Below are 14,831 nucleotides of genomic sequence, written 5' to 3' on the forward strand. Positions count from 1 at the left end.
AGGAGATCGTTGATGGGGACGCCCAACCCGTTCAAGCTGCCGGTCGTGGTCATCGCGCCGGCGATCGTGCTGACAACGGCGCTCGCCGGCTGCGGCGGCGCCGCGCTGGCGCCGCTGGCCAGCGTGGCGCTGGAGGCGGCCGGCTTGCGCAAGCCGGCCGAACTGCCCGAGTCGCAAAAGCCGCCGCGCAATGTGCCACTGAAGCTGCACGCCGCCACGCGCCTGAACGTGGACGCGCGCGGCCAGCCGCTGGCGCTGGCGGTGCGCCTGTACAAGCTGCGCCAGAAGGACGCCTTCGAGGGCGCGCCCTACGCCACCTTCCTCGATCCGCGCCTGGAGCGCGAAAGCCTGGGCGCCGACCTGGTCGAGGTGCGCGAGATCATGCTGGTACCGGGCCAGCGCTACGAAGTGACGGAAAAAGTCGCGCGCGAAGCCGGTCACGTCGGCATCGTGGCCCTGTTCCACACCCCGGCCGCCGGCCGCTGGCGCACCGCGGTCAGCAGCCTGGACGCCGAGCGCGACGGCCTGAACGTCGGCCTGCACGCCTGTGCGATGAGTGTGGGCTCCGCCTCCGCCAAAGACGGCGCTTCGGCACTGGGCTCTGTGCGCTGTCAATAATCGTTTGCAACTTTCCTGCAAGCTAGTCCTTTCTGAACGGCGAGGAGGCGATCGTGAGCATGCCATCCAAGGTCTTATGGGGCGAAGGACTGTTCCTGCGGCCCCAGCATTTCCAGCAGCAGGACCGCTACCACGAAGCGCGCCTGAACCAGACCGCCTGCGCGCTGCACCCGTATTGCTGGGGCGTGCGCCGGCTGGCGGTCGACCTCGACGCGCTGCGCAGCGACATCCTGCGCATCGACGAACTCGCGCTGCTGTTCCCCGACGGCGAAGTGGTGCGTGCGCCGGGCGACGACGTGCTGCCGCCGCAGGTGCGACTTGGCGACCTGCCGCCGGCGCAGCAAACGGTCACCTATCATGCCGCCCTGCCCGCGCTGCGCACGCACGGCGACAACTGCGCCAATGGCCCGGAAGTACCGGAGCCCATCGACGTGCGCTTCGGGCGCATCGACCGCGAGACCCAGGACTTGTATACCCAGGCCGCCGACGCCCCCGTGACCTATCTGCGCAAGGCGCTGCGCCTGGTGGCCGACAGCGAGCCGCTGGAAGCCTATGAAAGCTTCGCGCTGCTGCGCCTGCGGCGCGTGGCCACCGGCGGCTTCGAGATCGATCCCGGCTTCATTCCGCCCAGCCTGTCGATCGACGCCGTGACGATGCCCGGCGCCGGCCTCTACGTCGGCCTGGCGCGGCTGATGGAAAAGCTGCTGGCCAAGGTCAATGCGCTGTACGGCGACCTGCGCGAGCCGAGCCGCAACGTGGTCGAGATCCGCGGCGGCGACGTGTCCTCGTTCTGGCTGCTGCACACGGCCAGCGCCGGCTATGCGGCGCTGGCCCACTACCTGCACCACCGCGAGCTGCATCCCGAGCGCCTGTACGGCGCCATGCTCGAACTGGCCGGCGGCCTGATGACCTATTCGCGCAGCTACCGGCTCGAAGACCTGCCTTCCTACGTCCACGCCGATCCCGGGCCGCAGTTCGCGCGCCTGGATGGCATCATCCGCGACCTGTTGGATACCGTGATCTCGTCCCGCTACTTCACCATCGCCCTGCACAAGGACCGCCCGTCCTACTACCTGGGCGCGCTCGATTCGGGCCGCATCAATGCCCAGACCACCCTGTACCTGGCGGTGGCGGCCGACATGCCGGCGCTGCGCCTGGTCGAGGCGGTGCCGTTGCAGTTCAAGGTCGGCTCGCCCGAGGACGTCGACAAGTTCGTGCTGTCGGCGCTGCCCGGCGTGAAGCTGGTGCATGCGCCCCAGGTGCCGAGCGCGATTCCGGTGCGGCCCGACACCTATTACTTCGTGCTCGAAGGCCGCGGCGCGCTGTACGAGGCGATGCTCAAGGCCCAGGCGATCTCGGTCTACGTGCCGAACGGCGTGCGCGAGCTGCGCCTCGAACTGATCGCGGTGTCGGCATGAGCGCCTTCGTCGAGCGCCGCGCCGCGCAACGAGGCGAGGATGGAAAACCCGGCAGCCGCCGCCAGCGCCTGGTCGACATCATGTACGAAGGCTTCCACGCCCTGTTCCTGCTGAAAAACGGCTGCGGGCCGCAGGACAAGGGCGCCTTCGCCGACAATATGACCGCCTTCCTGGCCGACGTCGACCGCAGCGCCAAGGCGCTCGGCATCGCGGCCGAAGACGTGACGGCGGCCAAGTACGCCTACTGCTCGGCGGTGGACGAGATCATCCTGCGCTCGAGCTACGAGGTGCGCGAGGCCTGGGAAACGCGTCCGCTGCAGCTGCGCGTGTTCGGCGACCAGCTCGCCGGCGAGCATTTCTTCCACCGACTGGAAGACCTGCGCGCCAAGGGGGCGCAGCAGGTCGAGGCGCTGGAAGTCTTCCATATGTGCCTGCTGCTGGGCTTCCAGGGCCGCTACGCGCTGGACGGCAAGGACAAGCTGGACTACCTGGTGGCGCGCCTGGGCGACGAGATCGCGCGCATGCGCGGCCGCACGCGCGGCTTCGCGCCGCACGCCGAGCGGCCGGACCAGGTGGTCAACCGGCTGCGCAGCGACCTCTCGCTGTGGGTGCTGGCGGCGGTGTTCACGCTGGCCGGGCTGGGTGCCTACCTGGGCTTTCGCACCGTGCTGGGCAACGAGTCCGAGCTGGCGCTGGCGCACTACAACGACCTGGTCAAGCTGCCGCCGAAAGCCGCGCACGTGACCATCACCCTGCCCTGAAAACAGAACAGCCCCGGGATCGTGGTTCCCGGGGCTGCCGGTCCTGCTCCCCAGGTCTTATTGGATGACCTTGAACTCGATGCGCCGGTTGCGCGCCTTGCCTTCCGGCGTGCGGTTGTCGGCCACCGGCCGGTCCGGGCCTTCGCCCGACACCGCGATCGACTCTTCCGCGATCCCCTGGCTCACCACATAGGCTTTCACCGCCTCGGCGCGCGCCTGGCTCAGCGACAGGTTGCCGGCGCGCGAACCGGCGTTGTCGGTGTGGCCGATCACCTCGACCTTCACGCCATTGAGCTTCTTCAGGGCCGCCGTCATCCCGTCCAGCACCTCGGTGCCGGCCGGGGTCAGGGTCGCCTTGCCCGACTCGAATTCGATGATGCGGTCGGCCAGCGCCGCATCCAGCACGCTCTGCTGCGAGACGGTCACCCGCAGGCCGTTGTTGACCGTATAGGTCGGATTGAGCCGGGCCGCGATCTCGCCGGCGATCTGCTGGCGCTGGGCTTCGCTCGCCACGTCGCCGCGCAGGCTGACGCTGTTGCCCTCGACTTTCAGCTGGCCGCCCTTCACCAGGCGCAGGTTCGGCCCGATCAGGCTGCCCACGTAATTGTTCCAGTTGGCAGGCGTCGAGACGGTGCCGACCGACAGCTGGTCGACCACGCGCTGCGCACCGTACACGGCGCGCAGGCGCTCGAGCAGCGCGGCCTTGGCGGCTTCGTCGGCCACCATGCCGCTGACCACGACCGGGGCCTCGGCCGCGCCTGGCGCCGTCTGCGCGGCCAGCGGCAATCCGGCGGCCAACCCGGCGGCGGCCGATCCAAGCAACAGGGTCAGGGTGCGAAGTTTCACGTCAGGCTCCGATGAAGGTCTTCATGAACAGGTCGCGCGCCAGCGACAGCGGCAGGTCGGGCTGGGCCAGGTGGCTGGAGAGCTGGCGCACGTCGGCGTCGAACTGCAGCTGCTCGTCGATCCAGTCCGTGTCCAGCAGGCGCACCTGCAGCTCGGCGCCGACCAGGGGGTCGATCACGGCGCGCAGGGTTTCGGCCAGCGCCGCGCAAAAGCCCACCACCAGCACCGGCCGTTCTTCCTGGCGCGTGATGAACAGCGCCAGGTCGAATTGCGCGCGGCGCAGGAAGGGCGTGATCAGCTCGAGCCAGAAGGCGGCCACCGGATAGCGCGCCGACGCGTTGTGCGGCAGCGGCAGCACCAGGCTCTTATGCAGCTCGGCCGGCTGGCTGTGCATGACCGGCTGCAGCAGCAATCCCAGCGCCAGCACCAGGCGCGCCGCGCTGGCATTCGCGCTGGCGCTCGACACTGCGCGGCCCAGCAGGCCGTCGAGCGAGGCGATCGTGCCGTGCTCCATCCAGCGCGCCAGCGCCGCCTCGTCGCCCAACCCGATCGCGCTGTCGGCGATCGCCTGCAGGTAGGCGGCGGGGTCGCCCTCGCCCAGCACCTTGGGGCAGATCTCTTCCAGGAACACCCAGAGCGGCGCGAACGCCAGCGGACAACGGGCCACGAAGGCGGCGGGATCGCTCACCGCCAGCGTGCGGGTGGCGAGAAACGGAAAGCGCCGCCCCGACTGGTCGTGGCTGGCCAGCAGGTGGCCGGCCACCGCGTGGTGCCGCGCCGGGCCGACCAGGGCGAAGCTCACCGGCGCCATCGCATCGTAATGAAAGCGCCAGCGCGCGTCCGACGGCAGCAGGGTCATCACCTGCGCCAGCCAGGCGTCGAGCATGCCGATCGCGGCCGGGTCGTGGGCCAGCTTGACGAAGTCGGCGCGCGCCGGGACCTTGCCGAAGTAGCCGATGCGGTCGGCGCGCATCATTGGGCTCCCGCGCTGGCCAGCGCCGGCGCCGCGTTCTGGACGTCATGGCGGCCGACGATCGCCGGCGGCAGGCGCAGGCCGCGGAAACCCTGGGCCTGGCTCTGGCCGCCCCCGGTGGACTGCGGGCTGCTGACGATCTTCAGGTCGACCGCCACCGAGACGTTCTGCGCGCTCCAGCGCAGCTCGAACACCCCGCCGTCCTTGCGCTTGCGCTGGGCCGCCTCGAACAGGCGCTGCAGGCCGAACTGGCCTGGCTGGTTGAACAGCTCCACCGTGCGGCCATCGAAGGTGACCGCCGAGACCCGCGCGCCCGACACGCCCTGCGGACCCGGATGGACCATATTGTTCCAGCTGGGCGGCGTGTTCCGGTAGCGCAGCTGCTGGCCGTCGATCTCGAGCGTGTACTCGAGCGTGCCGGGCGCGCTCAGGGGCAGCACCTGGAACACGGTCTGGGCCGCCCCGCTGGCCGCCACGCCGTTGTTCGACAGCGGCGCCACCCAGCCGGGGAAGGCGGCCACCGCCTGCGGCGCCAGCGAGATGCCGATGTCGGCCCAGGTGCGCGCCGCCAGCACGTCGCCGCGCCGCACCACCAGCGGCCCCATCGCCGTGCCCACGAACTTGGCCACCGCGCCTTCGGGGCCGAACACCTGGCCGATCTCGCCGGGGGTCGCCTCGACGCTGGAATCCTGGGCGAACGGGTACTTGGCGGCGAGCGTGCGGGTAAACGGCTCGACCACCTGCGCCTGCCATGTCTTGTTGATCTCGGCCTCGGACGGCAGCACGATCATGGCGAAGGTCTGGGTGAGCGGGCGCACCAGCAGCGGGCGCAGCGCCTGTTTCTGGCTGTCGCTCATCCCGGTCAGCATCTGTTCGTCGACGTAGCGCAGCGCGTCGGCCAGCTCCGAGCCGCTGCCCTCCAGCGTCTGCTGCATGAACTGCTTGGCGCCGGGGCCCGGATCGCCCTGGTTCTTCAGGGCGTTGAGGCGCGTGCGCAGGCGCGACAGCGCATCGAGGTAGCCGGTCATCAGCGACGCTTCCTTTTCCCTGGCGCCGACCAGGCGCGCCACGCCGGCGAACTCGCGCCCGATCGGGCCAGCCCCCTGTTGTTGCTGGGCCAGCAGCTGGGCCGGGTCGACGCTGTCGGCCAGCGTGCGCGCGTCGGACGGCGCGCGCCGCAACACCACCTGCTTGAACCATTCGATCACGCCGCGCTCGGTCTTGCCGATGGGCGCGCGCAGGCCGCCCGGATTGTCCCAGGCCGTCTCTTCATAGATGGTGCGCAGCAGCTTGGCGATCGGCGAGGATTGCGGGTCGCCCAGGCGGTTCATGGCCTGCACGCTGGCGTCGAAGCCGCGCAGGTCGGCGATCGCCACGCCCTGCACGAACTTCGACCATTCGCGCGCATAGTCGGCCTTGTACAGGTCGATCAGCGCCTTCTGGATCTGTTCCGGGCTGCCCTCCAGGGTCAGGTCGTCGCGCGCGGTGGTCTTGAGCACCCAGTCGACCGTGTTCAGTTCCTTGTTCGAGGCGTCCCGGATGGCGCCGAGCACGAACTTGTCCCAGGCCGCGCGGGTGAAGGCGCCGCTGACGGCGTGGCTGCCGGCCACCAGCGCCGCATCCTGCTCGCCGACGATGCGCGCCACCGTCACCGCCGGGAAGCGGGTGGCGGCCCGGGTCTTGATGTCGGCGTACACGCGCTCGCGCGCCGGCGTGCCGCGCACCACGCGGCGCAGGTGCTCGCGCGTGGTGTCGAGCAGGCTCAGTTTGGGCGAAATCTGCGGCCAGGCCGGGTCGTCGATGTGGGCCAGGTGGAAGGTCATCAGGCGCTCGGCGCTGCGGATCATCTGCTCGCGCGGCATGCTGCCGCGGTTCGCCTCCAGCCAGCCGCGCCAGTAGCGCGTGAGCTGGTCGTTCAGGTGGCCCGGCTCGGCATACGATTTAGTGCCCAGCATCAGATAGGTCTTGAGCGCGTTGTAGGCATCGCCGACATCCGTGGGCGACGCGTCCTGGTAAGGCTGGCCAAGCCGGGGCGCGCTGGCGGACACGGACGCGGGCGCGGCCACCTGGCGCCCCGGATCGAGGGCGGCTGCGTTGTTGTTGACCTCCGTCAGCATGGTCTCGAGCGCGCCGGCGACCGGTTCGACCATCACCGCGCGCACCCCGGCGAAGTATTCGTCGCGCAGCTTGCGCGCCAGGATATCGCCCTGGTACAGGCCGAAGCCCAGCGCCCACGGCTTGTCGTCGGCATAGCGCTCCAGCTGCTCGATGCGGTCCTGCAGGATGTCGAGGGCCTCCAGGCGCGACTGCAGGTCGATGCGGCCAGCCTGCAGCTTCATCACCTTGTCGAGATCCGACTGCACGTTGGCGACCAGCTGGCGGTTGCCCATGTACGACCACGACCAGCCGCCCATCGCGCAGCCCAGCAGGATGGTGGCGGCGAAGAAGGCGCCCAGCTTCCAGCGCGCCGCGGCCGGATTCGTGTAGCGCTTGACCAGTTCGCGGTCGGCGAAGACCACCTTGCGGAACAGCTCGAGCAAGAAATAACCGGATTGCGCCCCCGCCTGCGAACCTGCCGGCTCCCCGGCACCCTCGCCCCCCTTTCTCTCCTGCAGCGCCAGGTCGAAACGGCTGGCCACGCGCCGGCTCGACAGGTCTTGCACGCTGCCTTCCTGCAACGCGCTGGTGAAGTAAAAGCCGCGGAACACCGGCTTGAACTGATAGGTGTTCTCTTCGAACAGCGTGGCCAGGAAGGCGCGCAGCGGCGTGCGCAGCGCGGCGAATTCCAGCGGGAAGGTGAACACGCCGGAACGCAGCGTCGTGCTGCGGTTGGCGCCCATGCCGGCCAGGCTCATTTCCTTCAGGCCGTCGACCAGTTCGTCGAAATGCTCGTCGAAGAAGGCCAGCACGTCCTGCGGCGCGGCGCGCCGGTTGTAGCGCAGGGTCGCGCCCCAGATCCGCTCGCGCTCGGCCTGTTCGCTGTCATGGAAGAAGTCGAGGAAGCCGGCGACCAGGTCGGCCTTGGTGAACACCACGTACACCGGCGCGTGCACGCCCAGGCGCTCGGTCAGCTCCTGCACCCGGGTGCGCAGGTTCTTGGCCAGTTCGTGCGAGGCGGTGGCCGGGCCGGCCATCAGCTCGGCCACGCTGACCGCGATCAGGATGCCGTTGATCGGCGCACGCTGGCGGTATCGCTTGAGCAGGTCGAGGAAGCCGAACCATTCGGCGCGGTCGGCGTCCTGCACCGAGTAGCGCCCCGCGGTGTCGAGCAGGATGCCGTCGGTGGTGAAGAACCAGTCGCAGTTGCGGGTGCCGCCCACGCCCTGCAGCGCCTTGTTGCCGGGGATCGGGAAGCTCAGCCCCGAGTGCACGATGGCGCTGCTCTTGCCGGCCGCCGGGTTCCCGATGATCATGTACCAGGGCAGCTCGTACAGGGCCGCGGCGCCGCGGGTCAGGCCCAGCTTGGAGGTCTTGATGGTGCCGACCGCCTCCAGCAGGTTCTTGCGCAGCACCGCGACTTCGTCCTTGCCGTCGTCGTCGGTGGCGCCGGCGCCGGCGATGGCGCCCGCCAGCTTGCGCGCACGGCGAGCGCGCCAGGCGCGGCGCAGCATCCACCAGATGCCCCAGCCGGCCAGCAGCGCCAGGGCGCCGATGGCGGCCCATACGATGCCGAGGCCGAACAGGCCGGCGCCGATTACCAGGATGGCCGCCAGCGCGGCGAGACCGATCGCGGCCAGCACGCGGCTGTCGGTCAGATACTTCCAGAGTCGTGCCATGGCGGGATCTCTTGTAGAAAAATCTCACAGGAAATGGTCGCATGGGCATACGACGCGCTGCTTGACTCTGCGCAATGCAGCCAAAATCCGAAAAATCACGCAACAGCCCGCAGGCGACGCCTCAACGCCCCATCACGCCGCGCATGCGCAGCTCGATGTGGCCGAAATCCATCATCTTCCAGCGCCCGCCCCAGGTCAGGCCCAGCGATTCGGCCACCTGGCCATACAGTTGGTAGCCGCGCATGGCCCACGGGTCTTTTTCCGAGATCACCAGCTTGCCGTCGCGCAGGAAGGCGCAATCGGCCGCCAGGCCATACTGGTGCCAGCTCTGGAAGGCGCGCGCATTGGTGACGTGGCCGCCGGTCGCGGCCAGCTCGTCCTGGCGCGCCGGACTGCGGTAGCCTTCGAGCAGCGCCATCTCGTAGCCATGCTGTTCCTTCATGATCTTGAACGCCAGCAGCAGGCGCTGGCTGAAGTCGGGATGCAGCAAGCCCCAGTTACGGCTGGCGCCGACCAGCATCGGCCGCACCAGCTCGACCTCGGCCGTGGTGAACACGCTGGGCGGCAGCGCCACCGGCGGCACCAGCTGCTCGCCGGCCAGCAGCGCCGCCACCTGTTCGTCGGGCAAGGCGCTGCTGCCCTCGTACACCGGCAGCATGGCCGGATTGCTCAGCGCCAGCGCCAGCAGCGATGGAATCAACACCGCCGGCGCGCCGATGGCCAGCAGCACCTGGTGGCGGCGCACCCCCTGCACCACCCGCTCGCGCAGCGACAGGGTGACGCTGTCGCGCATGGCGCCGGCGGCGCGCGTGCCGGCATGGCTCCAGGCACCGGCGCGGCCGGCCAGGCCACGCATGGCATGCATGCCGCGCGCCATCCAGGCCCGTCCACTTGGAAAAAGAACAAGCCAAGCCAGGCCTGAAGCGAGACAAACGTACAGAAGGGCGATCAAGATCAGCATCGGACTCCCCAGGATTGTTTCTAATCAGAACAGGAGAAGCCAATCTTAGGAGTAATGTCGTGCGTCCATCAGACGAAAATCAAGACAACCGCATGCATGCCCATATGCGTCCCAACCTGATGTCGTCGGCGCGCCGCGGCGGCCGCGAAGACAGCATCCTCGCCAAGCTCGAACGCGAGCCGGCGCGGCGCGCGGGCGTCGGTCACGGCGCGCGCCTGGCCTGGTATGGCGCGGCGGTGGCGGTCGCCGTCGGTTTGACGGCGACCCTGGCCTGGCTGGCGGCCGGCGCCGGTCCGGCGCCGATGGAGGTGGCGCGGCCCGATGCGGCGCCCGCCCCGATGACGAGCATGGCCCCGGCGCCGGTCGAGACGGCCGTGATCGTCGACACGGCGCCCCAGCCGGCGCCAGACCCGGTGCTGGCGGCGGCGCCTGCGCCCATTCCGCCGCTGCGCCTGCTCGAACCGGCCGCCGCGCCTACGGCCCCAGCCAAGGCCGCGCCGGCGCCCGTCAAGACGGCCCCGGCGCGCCGTCCGGAAGCGCGCGCCGCCGCCCCAGCCCGCTCTCGCGTCCAGTCTCCACGCCAGGCCGCGCGTCAGGCCCGGACGGTGAATCCCGCACGCGCCGGCGAGGCCCAGGACGACAGCGACGTCGCCCTGATCTCGGCCGTGATCTACCATGCCAACGGTCATGCCGCGCCGGCGGAAGATGAAACCCCTACCCCTCCTGCACGCTAAGCGTGGCAAATAGGCCGCACCTGGCGGGCGGCCGCCGCCAGAAAACGCTATACTGTATATAAGTACAGGTGGGCGTTCGGTCATGATCAGGGTGTTGGAAAACGAGTTTTATTATCTGGATAACTTCCAGCGGGTTCTCGATTGGATCGGCGAACGCTATGGCGATTTGCTCGACGACGGCGAACAGGCCTTCCTGGCCCGGTTCCCGACCTTGCCGCACAATGCGCGCGCCCTGTTCGTGCGCATGGTCATGCGCAAAGGTAACCTGTTCCGCGCCAGTAAACTGAGCTATGCCGAGATCGGCTGCCCGATCGAGGCCGCCGGGCACCTGCTCGGCACCGGCTGGATCGAGCCCGACCCCGAACTCACGCTCGACGAATTGTTCGACCTGCTGTCCAAGCCCGAGATCCTCGACGCCTTCGGCGCGCAGCTGCCGCGCAAGACGGCGCGCAAGGAAGAACAGCTGGAAGCCCTGCGCGCCGCATTCCCCGAGGCGCGCCGCTTCTCCGGCTGGCATCCGGCCTGTCCCGACGTCGCCTGGCGCATCCTGGTCAAGCCGCTGTGCGACCGCCTGCGCCTGGTCTTCTTCGGCAACCTGCACCAGGGCTGGACCGACTTCGTGCTGTCCGACCTCGGCCTGTTCCGCTACGAGAGCGTGGACATCTCGCCCGCCTCGCGCGGTTTTCGCCAGCGCGCCGACGTCGACCACTACCTGCAATTGCATGCCTGCCGCGAGCGCTTCGCCGCCGGCGAAGACGTCGACGAGGTGGTGCGCGACCTGCCCGTGCACGCCTTCGACAATGACTGGCTCGAGAGCCGGCGCGAAAAACTGACGTTCCAGATCGGCCAGCACTACGAAAAGCTGAAGGACTGGGACGGCGCCTACGCCGCCTACGCGCGCTGCCGCTTTCCCGGCGCGCGGGCGCGCGCGATCCGCGTGCTCGAAAAACACGAGCGCTTCGAGCAGGCCCATGCCCTGTTGCTTGCAGCTCAGTGCGCGCCCGAGAACGAAGCCGAGCGCCAGCACCTGTCCCGCATCGCGCCGCGCCTGGCGCGCCGCCTCGGCCACGCGCGCCTGGCGCCGCGCGCCAAGACGCAGGTAGAGCGCATCGAGCTGTCGCTGGCGCCGCCGAACGGCGAACGCTGGGTCGAAGGCGCCGTGCGCGGCCACCTGCACGCGAGCGATGCGCCCGTGTTCTACGTCGAGAACGCGCTCGCCAACACCCTGTTCGGCCTGCTGTGCTGGCGCGCCGTGTTCGCCGCGATTCCCGGCGCCTTCTTCCACCCTTTCCACCGCGGCCCGGCCGACCTGCACAGCGCCGACTTCCACCAGCGCAGGCAGGCCGAATTCGCCGCCTGCCTCGCGGAGCTGGACAGCGGCAGCTACCGCGACACGATCCTGCGCACGTACCGGGAGAAAGCCGGCCTGCAATCGCCTTTCGTGCACTGGGACGGCGTCACGCCCGAGCTCATCGAGCTGGCGCTGGCCTGCATCCCGGCCGCCCACCTGCGCAAGTGGTGCGAACGCATCCTGGCCGACGTCAAGGAAAACCGCACGGGCTTTCCCGACCTGATCCAGTTCTGGCCACTCGAGGCCCGCTACCTGATGATCGAGGTGAAAGGCCCGGGCGACCGCCTGCAGGACAACCAGCTGCGCTGGATCGACTACTGCGCGGCGCATGACATGCCGGTCGCCGTGTGCTACCTGCAGTGGATCGAGTCCACCGAGATGGCGGCCTGAGATTACGTGAGCTACACCATCGCCGTACGCGCCCTGTGCGAGTTCACCGCCAAGCAGGGTGACCTCGATCTGCGCTTCACCCCCTCCCCCAGCGCCCAGGAAGGCATTGCCGGCCATGCGGTCGTGGCCGGCCGCCGCGGCGACGGCTACCGCAGCGAGGTCGCGCTGTCCGGCCAGTGGAACGAGTTGCACGTGCGCGGCCGCGCCGACGGCTACGACGCCAATGAAAACCTGATCGAAGAAGTCAAGACCCACCGCGGCCGGGCGGACGCCATTCCCGACAACCACCGCCACCTGCACTGGGCCCAGCTGCGCGTCTACGGCCACCTGCTGTGCCAGGAACAGGGCATCGAATCGGTCAACCTGGCCCTGGTCTACTACGACATCGTCAGCGGCGTCGAAACCGTGCTGCGCGAGACGCGCGACAGCGCCTGGCTGCGCGCGCACTTCGAAGAGCTGTGCCAGCGCTTCTCGGGTTGGGCCGCCAGCGAAGCGGCGCACCGGGCGGCGCGCGACGGCGCATTGACGTCGCTGTCGTTCCCGCACGCCGACTTCCGCCCCGGCCAGCGCCAGCTCGCCGAAAGCATCTACCGCGCCAACGCCAGCGGCCGCTGCCTGCTGGCGCAGGCCCCGACCGGCATCGGCAAGACTGTGGGCAGCCTGTTCCCGGTGCTCAAGGCCATGCCGCGCGAGAAGCTGGACAAGGTATTCTTCCTGGCCGCGAAGACCCCCGGCCGGCGCCTGGCGCTGGACGGCGCCGCGACCCTGTGCGCCGGCAGCAAAGCCCCGTTGCGCGTGCTCGAACTCACCGCGCGCGACAAGGCCTGCGAGCATCCCGACAAGGAGTGTCATGGCGAATCCTGTCCGCTGGCGCGCGGCTTCTACGATCGCCTGCCGGCGGCGCGCGCGGCCGCGGCGGCCGTGCCCGTGCTGGACCGCGAGGCGCTGCGCGAGGTCGCGCTGGCGCACGAAGTCTGCCCCTATTACCTGGGCAGCGAGATGGCGCGCTGGGCCGACATGATCGTCGGCGACTATAACTATTATTTCGACGGCAGCGCCATGCTGTACGCGCTGGCGCTCGCCAACGGCTGGAAAACCAGCCTGCTGGTCGACGAGGCCCACAACCTGGTCGGCCGCGCGCGCTCGATGTACAGCACCGAGCTCGATCGCGAGCTGCTGCGCCTGGCCCGCGCCGGCGCGCCACCGGCAATCAAGAAGGTGCTCGAGCGCGTGGGCCGGGCCTGGACCGCGGTCGACAAGACGGCGCCGGCGCCCTACCAGCTGCTCGAGAAGATTCCATCGAAGCTGGTCGACGCGCTGCAGGAAGCGGGCAGCGCCGTCAACGAACACCTGGCGGCCTTTCCCGGCCCGCTCGACCCGGACCTGCAGCGCTTTTATTTCGACGCCATGCAATTCGTGCGCCTGGCCGAATCGTTCGGGCCGCACTCGCTGTGCGACCTGAGCCGGGATGCCGACCGCCCAACCCTGCGCGATTCGACGATCTGCATCCGCAACGTGGTGCCGGCGCCCTTCCTCGGCCCGCGCTTCGCCGCCACCCATTCGAGCACGCTGTTCTCGGCCACGCTCGGACCCTGGCACTACTGCCTCGACACCCTCGGCATGCCCGAAGACACGGCCTGGGTCGAGGTCGACTCGCCGTTCAGGGCGAGCCAGCTCGAGGTCCACGTCGCGCGCGGCATCTCGACCCGCTACCAGGTGCGCGCCGCCTCGGTCCAGCCCATCGCCGAACTGATCGCGCGCCAGTACCGTGAACGTCCCGGCAACTACCTGGCCTTCTTCAGCAGCTTCGACTATCTCGACAAGGTGGCGAACGCGCTGGAGCGGCTGGATCCGGCCATCCCGGCCTGGCGCCAGGAGCGCCGCATGAGCGAGCACGAACGCCAGGGCTTCATCGACCGCTTCGACGTCAAAGGCGCGGGGGTCGGCTTCGCGGTGCTGGGCGGCGCCTTCGGCGAAGGCGTGGACCTGCCGGGCGAGCGCCTGATCGGCGCCTTCGTCGCCACCCTCGGCCTGCCCCAGGTCAATCCCGTCAACGAGCAGCTGCGCGAACGGATGCAGGCGCTGTTCGGCGCCGGCTACGACTACACCTATCTGTATCCCGGCATCCAGAAGGTGGTGCAGGCGGCCGGGCGCGTGATCCGCACCGAGCACGATCGCGGCGTGGTGTGGCTGATCGACGACCGCTTTGCCCAGCCCAGCATCAGGAAGCTGATGCCGGCCTGGTGGGAGCTCGGGTCCCGGTGAACCTCACGCCAGCCGTTCGCGTATCTTCTGGTAGCCGCTGCGGCTGATCGGCAACCTGACGCCGCCCCTGAGCACCGCGCAATGGTTGTCCTTGCTGACCGGCTCGATGCGTTCGACCGCGCAGACATTGACGATGAACGAGCGGTGGATGCGCACGAACACGGCGCCGTCGAGCTGCGCCTCGAGCTCGGACAGGCGCTGGTGCTTCAGGTAGCCCTTCCCGCCCGCCATGATCCGCACGTAGTCGTCCTGGGCCTCGATGTAGTCGACGTTGCCGGCGGCGACCACATGCACGCGGGCGCCGTCGCGGATCAGGATCCGTTCGAGCGGCTGCTGGCGTGCCTGCGCATCCTTCACCGCCGCGGCGATGCCGGCCCGGGCCGGCTGCGGCGCGCGCAGGCGCGCCTGCGCCAGCGCCTCGGCCAGGCGCTCGCGCGAGAACGGCTTGAGCAGGTAGTCGAGCGCGTGCACCTCGAAGGCGCGCAATGCGAACTGGTCGTAGGCGGTGGCGAAGATATAGTGCGTCCTGGCGCCGGCCAGCTCCACCACCTCGAAGCCGTCCAGCTTGGGCATCTGGATGTCCAGGAAGACCAGGTCGGGATCGTGCTCGGCGATCGCCTTCACCGCCTCGAAACCGTTGGCGCATTCGCCCACGATCTCGACGTCGGGATGGGCCGCCAGGTACTCGCGCAGCAGCGCGCGCGCCAGGTGTTCATCGTCCACGATCAGGGTTCGCAT

11 protein-coding genes are annotated in these 14,831 nt (G+C 69.4%); 6 read left to right on the forward strand and 5 right to left on the reverse strand.

The window, feature by feature from the left end:
• Nucleotides 1-12 precede the first annotated feature (12 nt).
• The 3 genes from tssJ to icmH are packed head-to-tail and all read left to right on the forward strand — an operon-like array spanning nt 13 to nt 2,797.
• The gene (tssJ, locus tag LO55_RS22755; RefSeq protein WP_071363215.1) at nt 13-618 is read left to right on the forward strand and encodes a type VI secretion system lipoprotein TssJ; all 606 of its coding nucleotides are present in this window, start codon (nt 13-15) and stop codon (nt 616-618) included.
• A 53-nt stretch (nt 619-671) separates the two neighbouring features.
• Nucleotides 672-2,036: a type VI secretion system baseplate subunit TssK gene (gene tssK, locus LO55_RS22760; RefSeq protein WP_071363216.1), complete on the forward strand. Its 1,365-nt coding sequence runs from the start codon at nt 672-674 to the stop codon at nt 2,034-2,036.
• Nucleotides 2,033-2,797: a type IVB secretion system protein IcmH/DotU gene (gene icmH / locus LO55_RS22765; RefSeq protein WP_071363217.1), complete on the forward strand. Its 765-nt coding sequence runs from the start codon at nt 2,033-2,035 to the stop codon at nt 2,795-2,797. Before tssK ends, icmH begins: the two co-directional genes overlap by 4 nt.
• A 57-nt stretch (nt 2,798-2,854) precedes the next feature.
• Here icmH and LO55_RS22770 read toward each other — a convergent pair whose 3' ends face one another.
• The 4 genes from LO55_RS22770 to LO55_RS22785 form a co-directional block, all read right to left on the reverse strand.
• Nucleotides 2,855-3,643 (reverse strand): OmpA family protein, encoded by a 789-nt coding sequence (locus LO55_RS22770; protein WP_071363218.1) that lies wholly within the window; start codon nt 3,641-3,643, stop codon nt 2,855-2,857.
• A 1-nt stretch (nt 3,644) separates the two neighbouring features.
• Nucleotides 3,645-4,619, reverse strand: coding sequence for a type VI secretion system-associated protein TagF (gene tagF, locus LO55_RS22775; protein WP_040777698.1), 975 nt, complete (start codon nt 4,617-4,619; stop codon nt 3,645-3,647).
• On the reverse strand, nt 4,616-8,392 hold the full coding sequence (gene tssM / locus LO55_RS22780) for a type VI secretion system membrane subunit TssM (RefSeq protein WP_071363219.1): 3,777 nt from the start codon (nt 8,390-8,392) through the stop codon (nt 4,616-4,618). The genes tagF and tssM overlap by 4 nt, the downstream gene beginning before the upstream one ends.
• Before the next feature lie 121 nt (nt 8,393-8,513).
• Nucleotides 8,514-9,353 carry a M15 family metallopeptidase gene (locus LO55_RS22785; protein ID WP_040777695.1) on the reverse strand — a complete coding sequence of 280 codons (840 nt, stop codon included), beginning with the start codon at nt 9,351-9,353 and terminating at the stop codon, nt 8,514-8,516.
• 92 nt (nt 9,354-9,445) lie between these two features.
• Here LO55_RS22785 and LO55_RS22790 point away from each other — a divergent pair, with 92 nt between their 5' ends.
• The 3 genes from LO55_RS22790 to LO55_RS22800 all read left to right on the forward strand — a co-directional run bounded on the left by LO55_RS22790 (nt 9,446) and on the right by LO55_RS22800 (nt 14,093).
• On the forward strand, nt 9,446-10,087 hold the full coding sequence (locus LO55_RS22790; RefSeq protein ID WP_143054607.1) for a hypothetical protein: 642 nt from the start codon (nt 9,446-9,448) through the stop codon (nt 10,085-10,087).
• Nucleotides 10,088-10,169: 82 nt separating this feature from the next.
• On the forward strand, nt 10,170-11,828 hold the full coding sequence (locus LO55_RS22795; RefSeq protein WP_071363221.1) for a VRR-NUC domain-containing protein: 1,659 nt from the start codon (nt 10,170-10,172) through the stop codon (nt 11,826-11,828).
• Between the two features lie 6 nt (nt 11,829-11,834).
• Nucleotides 11,835-14,093 carry an ATP-dependent DNA helicase gene (locus LO55_RS22800; protein WP_071363222.1) on the forward strand — a complete coding sequence of 753 codons (2,259 nt, stop codon included), beginning with the start codon at nt 11,835-11,837 and terminating at the stop codon, nt 14,091-14,093.
• Nucleotides 14,094-14,096: 3 nt separating this feature from the next.
• Here the strand turns inward: LO55_RS22800 and LO55_RS22805 are convergent, their stop codons facing one another.
• Nucleotides 14,097-14,831 carry a LytR/AlgR family response regulator transcription factor gene (locus LO55_RS22805; RefSeq protein WP_071363223.1) on the reverse strand — a complete coding sequence of 245 codons (735 nt, stop codon included), beginning with the start codon at nt 14,829-14,831 and terminating at the stop codon, nt 14,097-14,099.

It is taken from the genome of Massilia timonae, assembly GCF_001866515.1.
Lineage (GTDB): Bacteria > Pseudomonadota > Gammaproteobacteria > Burkholderiales > Burkholderiaceae_D > Telluria > Telluria timonae.

Coding starts and splice junctions, on each gene's coding strand:
- tssJ (WP_071363215.1), top strand. CDS start 13: ATGGGGACGCCCAACCCGTTCAAGCTGCCGGTCGTGGTCATCGCGCCG.
- icmH (WP_071363217.1), top strand. CDS start 2,033: ATGAGCGCCTTCGTCGAGCGCCGCGCCGCGCAACGAGGCGAGGATGGA.
- tagF (WP_040777698.1), bottom strand. CDS start 4,619: ATGATGCGCGCCGACCGCATCGGCTACTTCGGCAAGGTCCCGGCGCGC.
- tssM (WP_071363219.1), bottom strand. CDS start 8,392: ATGGCACGACTCTGGAAGTATCTGACCGACAGCCGCGTGCTGGCCGCG.
- LO55_RS22785 (WP_040777695.1), bottom strand. CDS start 9,353: ATGCTGATCTTGATCGCCCTTCTGTACGTTTGTCTCGCTTCAGGCCTG.
- LO55_RS22790 (WP_143054607.1), top strand. CDS start 9,446: ATGCATGCCCATATGCGTCCCAACCTGATGTCGTCGGCGCGCCGCGGC.
- LO55_RS22795 (WP_071363221.1), top strand. CDS start 10,170: ATGATCAGGGTGTTGGAAAACGAGTTTTATTATCTGGATAACTTCCAG.
- LO55_RS22805 (WP_071363223.1), bottom strand. CDS start 14,831: ATGCGAACCCTGATCGTGGACGATGAACACCTGGCGCGCGCGCTGCTG.